This window comes from Stenotrophomonas sp. YIM B06876 (assembly GCF_030711595.1).
GTDB lineage: Bacteria > Pseudomonadota > Gammaproteobacteria > Xanthomonadales > Xanthomonadaceae > Stenotrophomonas.
Window position 1 is genome coordinate 765 of record NZ_JAUJUJ010000138.1, and the last position, 1,199, is coordinate 1,963.

Here is a 1,199-nt window from a genome sequence, read left to right on the forward strand (position 1 = left end):
GGTCGATGTCGTCGAGCACCCAGTCGAGCACGTCGAGCGGCTCGGCCGGGTTGAACACCAGGCCGGCCTTGACGCCCTGGGCCTTGATGGCCTGGATGCTGCGGTGCACGTGGCCCGCGGCGTCGGGGTGGAAGCTGATGAGGTCGGCGCCGGCCTCGGCAAAGGCGGCGGCCAGCGCATCGACCGGCCGCACCATCAGGTGCACGTCGATCGGCACGGCCACGCCGGCGGCGGTCTTGGCGTGGGGCTTGAGGGCCTGGCAGACCATGGGGCCGAACGTGAGGTTGGGCACATAGTGGTTGTCCATCACGTCGAAGTGGATCCAGTCGGCGCCGGCGGCGATGACGTTGTGCACTTCGTCGCCCAGGCGGGCGAAATCGGCAGACAAAATCGAGGGGGCAATGCGGTAGGTGCGGCTCATGCCCCGGATTGTCGCAGTTACCATTCGCCCATGGTGCGACTCGATGTCGCTTCATCGCATCCTAGTGATGCCCCAACAGTGCCGTTGCTTCCCAATAGGGAAACGGCGAATTCCGTAGCGATACGGAGCATTTGTGACAGCCGAAAGGCTCTCTTTTAGCTGTCACGCACGACCACCTCAAGGGTGATCGCTTGCGGAGCCGTGCCCCCAAGGGACGCGTCTTTCAGCACAAAAGAGACACTTTTGCATAATCGTTACATCTTTTACATTCTCCGGAATGGACAGGATGGAATGGTCAGCACTGAACAATGAGCGTAACCCGCTCGTGGTGTCTTGTTCTCTACCAGAACCATGCCTGGAACGGCATGTCCTCGTCCGCACATGCTTCTTGGGTAACCGAGGGGTGCGAAGCTGCGGATAAACGTCCCGTGCACACGTTGCACACAGTCGATGCGAAAGCAATGGCGAACCCCCGAACAGGACGGGGTTGGGACGACGNCGTCCGCACATGCTTCTTGGGTAACCGAGGGGTGCGAAGCTGCGGATAAACGTCCCGTGCACACGTTGCACACAGTCGATGCGAAAGCAATGGCGAACCCCCGAACAGGACGGGGTTGGGACGACGAGGAATAGGGTACGGGAAAGATATCTGAACGCTCGCGTGAACTGTCGTGAGAATGATGTAGCTAACTCTTGAGATCCCGGGCAACCGGGGAGCTACGGCCAAAAGGCACGGTGCAGTGGTGCTGTGTGTCATGGAACCCAGCACGTTCCCACA

The 1,199-nt window shown here is 60.6% G+C and carries 1 pseudogene; it reads right to left on the reverse strand.

Features of this window, described 5'->3' with window-relative positions:
* A pseudogene (locus QZH66_RS15420) lies at window positions 1-421 on the reverse strand (ribulose-phosphate 3-epimerase); the annotation flags it as partial.
* Window positions 422-1,199: the final 778 nt, after the last annotated feature.